Consider the following 6087-nt stretch of genomic DNA (forward strand, 5'->3'; position numbering starts at 1 on the left):
GTGTCATCGTGCTTGATCCGTACGATGAAGCGGTGTGGATCAACATCGCCGTCTTCGGCGGTAATGCCGAGAGCGGCTTGTACTGGCAAAAGATTCATCCGGGTAAAAATGTGAAGTTCTATGCCGATAAGTCAGCCTGGGAAGAGCTGAAGAAGATGGGCCGACCCCATGCGGGACCCGCAGCAGCGAAAGATGTACCCCCTGGCAGCACGACCGACTTGATTGAATTCGTCGTCACGGAGACCGAGCAGAACCATCGGGTGATTTCGTCGGTGAAGAAGATTCCTGAGGTGTCCGGTGCAATTGGTAAACCCGTGAGCATTTCGGCGCTTCGTCTCAAAGATTGTGCCGGGAAAAACGAGTTCGACAAGGCTTGCGCGGCGGCCAAGCAAGGCCTCAACACTACGCCGATGGGTCCTGACGGGAGCAGTGTTGGAATGCAATACGATGTGATGCTTCCAGGGGGGAAAACCCTCGGTGGCCTCATTCCCTGGACTGCGCAGTATAATCTGGCTCGCTGAAAGTTATTCCAGATGGAAACGGGCGGCATTCCTTGTGGAAGTGCCGCCCGTTTTGTTTTTACCCTCAGATCCAATGAGGAATTATCGATCGGATGGATCCGATCTCACCATGCGCTGCAGTTCGGCAAGGCGATTCAATGCATCAAGCGGCGTCATTGAGAACAAGTCGATCTGCTTGACCTCCTCAATGATTGGGTGAGGAGTAGGAAGGGATTCAGGTGTCAGGGGGAGTTGTTCCTGGATCGACTCGGAACGAGCCGACTCCGGTTGTTCAAGTTGCGACAGTACCGCTTGCGCCCGAGAGATCACGCCGGGAGGGAGCCCTGCGAGCTTGGCGACGTGGATACCGTAACTCCGGTCGGCTTTGCCCGCCACGATTTTTCTAAGAAACACGACGTCCCCGCCGCATTCCTGAACGGCTACGTGAAAATTTTTGATGCCGGTCCGTTGTTGCTCCAACTGCGTCATCTCATGATAATGAGTGGCAAACAACGTGCGCGCGCCTAATCGTGCGCGGTCATGGATGTGCTCTGCGATTGCCCAGGCGATGCTCAGGCCATCGTAGGTGCTTGTGCCGCGACCGATTTCGTCCAAGAGAATCAGGCTGCGCTGAGTAGCGTTCTGAAGAATATTCGCCGTCTCGACCATTTCAACCATGAACGTACTCTGGCCTCCGGCCAGATTATCCGAGGCGCCCACCCTTGTGAAGATACGATCGGCCAATCCGATATGCGCTTCTTCGGCGGGCACGAAGCTGCCGATTTGAGCCATCAACACGATCAGCGCGACCTGCCGAAGATACGTGCTCTTCCCTGCCATGTTTGGACCGGTAATGATCAGCAGCCGGTTCATTTCCAGATCCAAGGCGGTATCATTCGCCACGAATACCGAGTCCGTGCAGAGTCGTTCGACCACGGGGTGACGACCGCCCTGTATGGTGATGACACCGCTTTCTGTCACCATCGGTTTGGTGTATCTGTGCAACGCGGCGGCCTCGGCCAGTCCGGCCACGACATCAATCAGCGAAAGGGCGGCCGCCATGGCGTCGAGGCGATGGGCTTCTTTCGCCAACCGCGAGCGAAGCTGGGCAAAGATCTCCTGCTCACGAGCGAGCATCTTCACGTCTGCCCCGGTGATCCGTTCTTCCAGTTCCTTCAATTCCTCGGTCATGAACCGTTCGGCATTGACCAGGGTTTGCTTGCGAATGTAGTCGGCGGGGACACGGGCAAGATTGGCTTTGGTGATCTCGATATAGTATCCGAAAACTTGATTGTAACGGATCTTCAATGATTCAATGCCGGTTCGATCACGCTCCTGCGTCTCAATTGCGGTGATCCAGTTTTTCCCTTCCCTGCTGATTTTGCGCAATTCGTCGATTGCAGGATCATAGCCATCTTTGATGATGTTCCCATCGCGAATGGTGAGGGGAGCGTCAAGTCGGATTGCCCGCTCGATCAGGTCGTACAGATCTTGGCAGTTGTCCCATGATGCACGTGCATCGCAGAGCAGCTGATTCCGGAGCGGCGTCAGATCGACAAAAATCTCAGGTAAAAGCGAGAGGGACTGTTTGAGGGCCAAAAGCTCTCGCGGGCCGGCCAATCCGAGTACGATGCGACTGCCAAGCCGTGCGATATCCTGGATCTCCCGCAAGGCCGTGCGCAATGCAGTCCGCGCCTGCATGTGGTTCTTCAGTTCTTCCACCGCATCGAGCCGCAGTCGAATATGATCGCAGTGGAGTAACGGCCTCACCAGCCACTGGCGAAGGAGTCGACGACCCATCGCCGTGGCGGTCCGATCCAGCACACTCAGGAGAGTCGATGGGGGCACACCCGCCGCCGGCTCGTTCGACGCCAATGGCTTGACAAGTTCCAGATTACGGATGGTCGCTCCATCCAGGTGCATGTATTCGCTAGTATGCCGGATAGTGAACCGGCGAACGTGATCAAGAGGAACCGTCGGTTGGGTTTCGTGGAAGTACGACAAAACCGCTCCTGCAGCGCGACTGGCGGCTGGGAAGTCGGCGCAGCCTAGGGGTTCCAAGGTTTGCACGCGGAAGTGCTCAGTCAAGGCGCGAACAGCCGATTGTCGGCTGAACGATGCCGGGGGGCGTTCACATATGCGTGCTCCCGTGATGTGCTGGATCGACGCGGAGGATTGACGGACAAGGTCCGCCGGGCAGAGCACCTCCCGAGGATCCAGCCGAGCGACTTCGTTCAAGAGGTGCGTGAACGCATGAGGACCGTGAAACTCCATCCCCCAAAATTCACCGGTTGTAACCTCGAGGGCGGCCAAGCCTATCGGTATTTCCTGAGCTGTGTCTAATCGAACGGCGAGCGCGGCCAGATAGTTAGGCTCGGAAGGAGCGAGAAACTCCGTGTCTACGAGTGTGCCGGGAGTATAAAGCCTGACGACTTCACGCCGTACCAGCCCCTTCGCCGCCTTGGGATCCTCAACTTGCTCGCACAACGCGACGATACGACCGGCCTTCAATAGTTTTGCGATATAGCCTGTGGCTGCATGATAGGGAACGCCACACAGTGGGACAGGATGGGCGCTGTTCTTGTCACGGGAAGTCAGGGCGATCGAGAGGAGTCGAGAAGCGTCCTGCGCGTCCTCGTAGAACATCTCATAAAAATCTCCGACGCGAAAAAAAAGTATGGCCTCAGGGTATCCCTGTTTGATGTCCCGATACTGCCGCATGAGCGGGCTCAGGATCGAGTCATTCATCAACGAGGTCTCTCGAAGGCTCCATGTGAGTGGAGCCCTGGGCTCGGCCGGACATCTTCTCAAACGATTGCCGAAGTCGCTCTAAGTTGACCTCGGCTTCCTGTAACGCCTTCGTCTTTCGCCGAAGATCGATACGCCCGCGTACCCAAGGAGGAAACAACAAGATCGCCGCGACCAAAAGACCGATGACAAAGCCGGCCATGATGGGTTTGTAAATAGGAGTAGAGGCTTCGAGCAATCCAAAGAAATAGCGGAGTGTGACCTCCTGTTCCTGATTTTGAAGAAAAAAGGCCAACGAAAGGAGCACAAGAATACCGACCAGAATAAGTCGAGTCATCGCGGCGAAGTCTTTCTGCCGGCTTGGAGGCTTGGCCGGGCTGATCCGAGTGTTGGACGCACGACTTTCCCGATTCGAGCGAGAAGGGAACGAGAGCGTGAACCGCGTGCCTCCACGCGGGCTCTTCTGGTCGTCCTGGTTCTATGGAAGAACCTCACTTCCAATCGGTCCTCCGGTAGCAAGCGGGGAAATCGATCTGCCCACTCGATGGCGACGGCCGCGTCGCCGGTCAGATAATCCGATAGCCCTATCGACTCGGTTTCTTGAGCGTTCTGCAACCTGTACAAGTCGATATGAATGAGCGGCAGCCGCCCTTGGTATTCCTGCACAATCAGATACGTCGGACTCGTGACGGAAGCGGCCGGTATGCCGAGCCCGGCGCCGATCCCGCGGACGAATGCCGTCTTGCCTGCACCTAATTCACCGATCAAGGCGAGCACCTCTCCTCCACGAAGCAGCCGGCCAATGGCGTATCCGAACGATTCTGTCTCCTCAGGTGATGAGAGGGTAAGGCCCAGAGGGCTGATAGATATCGCCATGGAAGCGTCCTTACACGGGATCATTCCATATGGTATTGGGTGTGTTTGATGAAGCCTGATATATCTGCCTGAGAGCGTAGGGAATTTCTTCGATCACGTCTCCCGCAATCATCCCGGCCTGCCCCATTCTGGCTGCAGCCAAATCGCCGGCTGTCCCATGTAGGTACGTTGCGGCACAGGCAGCTTCCCAGGAGGGCACGCCTTGCGCTAGGAGGCCCACCATCATGCCGGTCAACACATCGCCTGTTCCTGCCGTCCCCATCCCCGGATTGCCGGTGGGGCAGATCGCGACGGCTCCATCCGGTCTGGCGACGACGGTCCGGGCTCCCTTCAAAACGACGAACAGGCCTCGCTCTCGCGCGAAGCGGGAAGCCGTACCGATCCGATCACTATTGACGGTCTGAGGTGTTGCGTCGGCTTCCAGTCTCGCCATTTCTCCGGGGTGGGGCGTGATAATCGGGGGTGTTTTGCAAGATGCCAGAAGAGCAGTCCGTCCCGTCAATGCGTTCAGGGCGTCCGCATCCAAAACAGCCGGCCGATCAAGCTGTTTCGCCAAGGCCTGGACGAGTTCAACTGTTTCGGGATGAGTCGATAATCCCGGACCGATGGCGACCGCGGTTCTAGCCGCCATGAACGCGGTCAGCCGATCCAACGCGGTCCGCGCGAAGGTGCGCGCTTTGGTTTCAGGCATCGGAACCGTCATCGCCTCCAACAGCTTTGCTTCCAATATATCGTTGACACTCGCAGGGATTGCAACGGACACGAGGCCCGCGCCGACACGCAGGGCCGCTCGTGCGGCCATGGCGGCGGCACCGGTTTTTCCAACGGACCCGGCAATAATGCCGGCGTGTCCAAATGTACCTTTGTGACTCGATGGCTGTCGTCCCGGCAGGTACGTCCGCACTTCGCGCCCTGTGATCAAGGTCGTTCGGCTCTCGACTGCGTCAATGTAAGCCGGTGGAATTCCGATGTTTACGATGGCCGCCTCTCCGGCGAGGTCGATCCCATTGTTTTGATAGAGGCCTAACTTTGGAAGACCAAAGGTCACGGTAAGAGAGGCACGAACGGCTCGGCCCATGATCCTTCCAGTATCGGCATGGAGACCTGATGGAAGATCGACAGCCACGACAGGACGACCGGTCTCGTTGATACAGTCAATGGTCTCGGCATAGCGTCCGGTTACAGCGGATGAGAGTCCTGTCCCGAGGAGCGCGTCGACGAGGATCTCACTGTCCCGCAAAAGCGCTTGCGTCTGAGCCTTGGACGTGTAGAGGTAGACGGAAGATTTCCCTCCGCCCCGAACGAATTGCTTATACATCGTTGCGGCATCGCGGCTCAGTTCCGAGGTGGGTGCCATGACGAGAACGCGCACGTTGGCATGGCGCCGGCGGAGTAGGCGAGCAGCGACGAATCCATCTCCCCCATTGTTGCCTTTTCCGCAAACAACGGTGACCGCCTTGCCCCGCACAGGTCCCAGCCGGTGCTCAAGGCAAGATACGACACCGGACCCGGCACGTTCCATCAGCGTCGTCGCCGGGATATGGGCCTCTGAGATCGTCCGCCGGTCGAGCCCCTGCATTTGCGCCGCGGTGATGATCTTGATCATGGTGAACCGAACGTGGTGAAAGGGCGGGTCCAGCGGGTCGACGACATCAGATCAACCGAGCAAAGCCTTCATCTCTTTCACGGCTTGTACGAGACCCACGAGGACCGCCCGTGCGACGATACTGTGCCCGATGTTGTACTCGACGATTTCGGGAATATGCGTCAGGCGTTTGATGTTACGGTAATTCAGTCCGTGCCCGGCATTGACCCCGATCCCAAGCTTGTAAGCCAGCTTGGCGGCGTGGGTGATGGCCTCGAATTCCGCGTCGGCTTCCTTGGAGCGTGTGGCATTCGCGTAACGACCGGTATGCAGCTCCACGAAATCAGCCGTAATTTTGTGTGCGGCCCTGATCTGATT

At 57.5% G+C, this 6087-nt stretch carries 6 protein-coding genes; 1 reads left to right on the forward strand and 5 read right to left on the reverse strand.

Annotated features, from left to right (window positions below):
* Window positions 1-521 (forward strand): hypothetical protein (locus ACOSYY_RS17460; protein WP_421664107.1); only part of this gene is annotated, 521 nt, incomplete at its 5' end.
* An 81-nt stretch (window positions 522-602) separates the two neighbouring features.
* Here the strand turns inward: ACOSYY_RS17460 and mutS are convergent.
* The 5 genes from mutS to ACOSYY_RS17485 all read right to left on the reverse strand — a co-directional run.
* The gene (gene mutS / locus ACOSYY_RS17465) at window positions 603-3248 is read right to left on the reverse strand and encodes a DNA mismatch repair protein MutS (protein ID WP_421664109.1); all 2646 of its coding nucleotides are present in this window, start codon (window positions 3246-3248) and stop codon (window positions 603-605) included.
* On the reverse strand, window positions 3241-3585 hold the full coding sequence (locus tag ACOSYY_RS17470) for a LapA family protein (protein WP_421664110.1): 345 nt from the start codon (window positions 3583-3585) through the stop codon (window positions 3241-3243). The genes mutS and ACOSYY_RS17470 overlap by 8 nt, the downstream gene beginning before the upstream one ends.
* On the reverse strand, window positions 3582-4124 hold the full coding sequence (tsaE, locus tag ACOSYY_RS17475) for a tRNA (adenosine(37)-N6)-threonylcarbamoyltransferase complex ATPase subunit type 1 TsaE (protein WP_421664111.1): 543 nt from the start codon (window positions 4122-4124) through the stop codon (window positions 3582-3584). The genes ACOSYY_RS17470 and tsaE overlap by 4 nt, the downstream gene beginning before the upstream one ends.
* Window positions 4125-4134: 10 nt before the next feature.
* On the reverse strand, window positions 4135-5730 hold the full coding sequence (locus ACOSYY_RS17480; RefSeq protein ID WP_421664112.1) for an NAD(P)H-hydrate dehydratase: 1596 nt from the start codon (window positions 5728-5730) through the stop codon (window positions 4135-4137).
* A 51-nt stretch (window positions 5731-5781) separates the two neighbouring features.
* The coding region (locus ACOSYY_RS17485) for a pyridoxine 5'-phosphate synthase (RefSeq protein ID WP_421664113.1) at window positions 5782-6087 on the reverse strand (306 nt) is incomplete at its 5' end.

The organism is Nitrospira sp. BLG_2 (genome assembly GCF_049222245.1).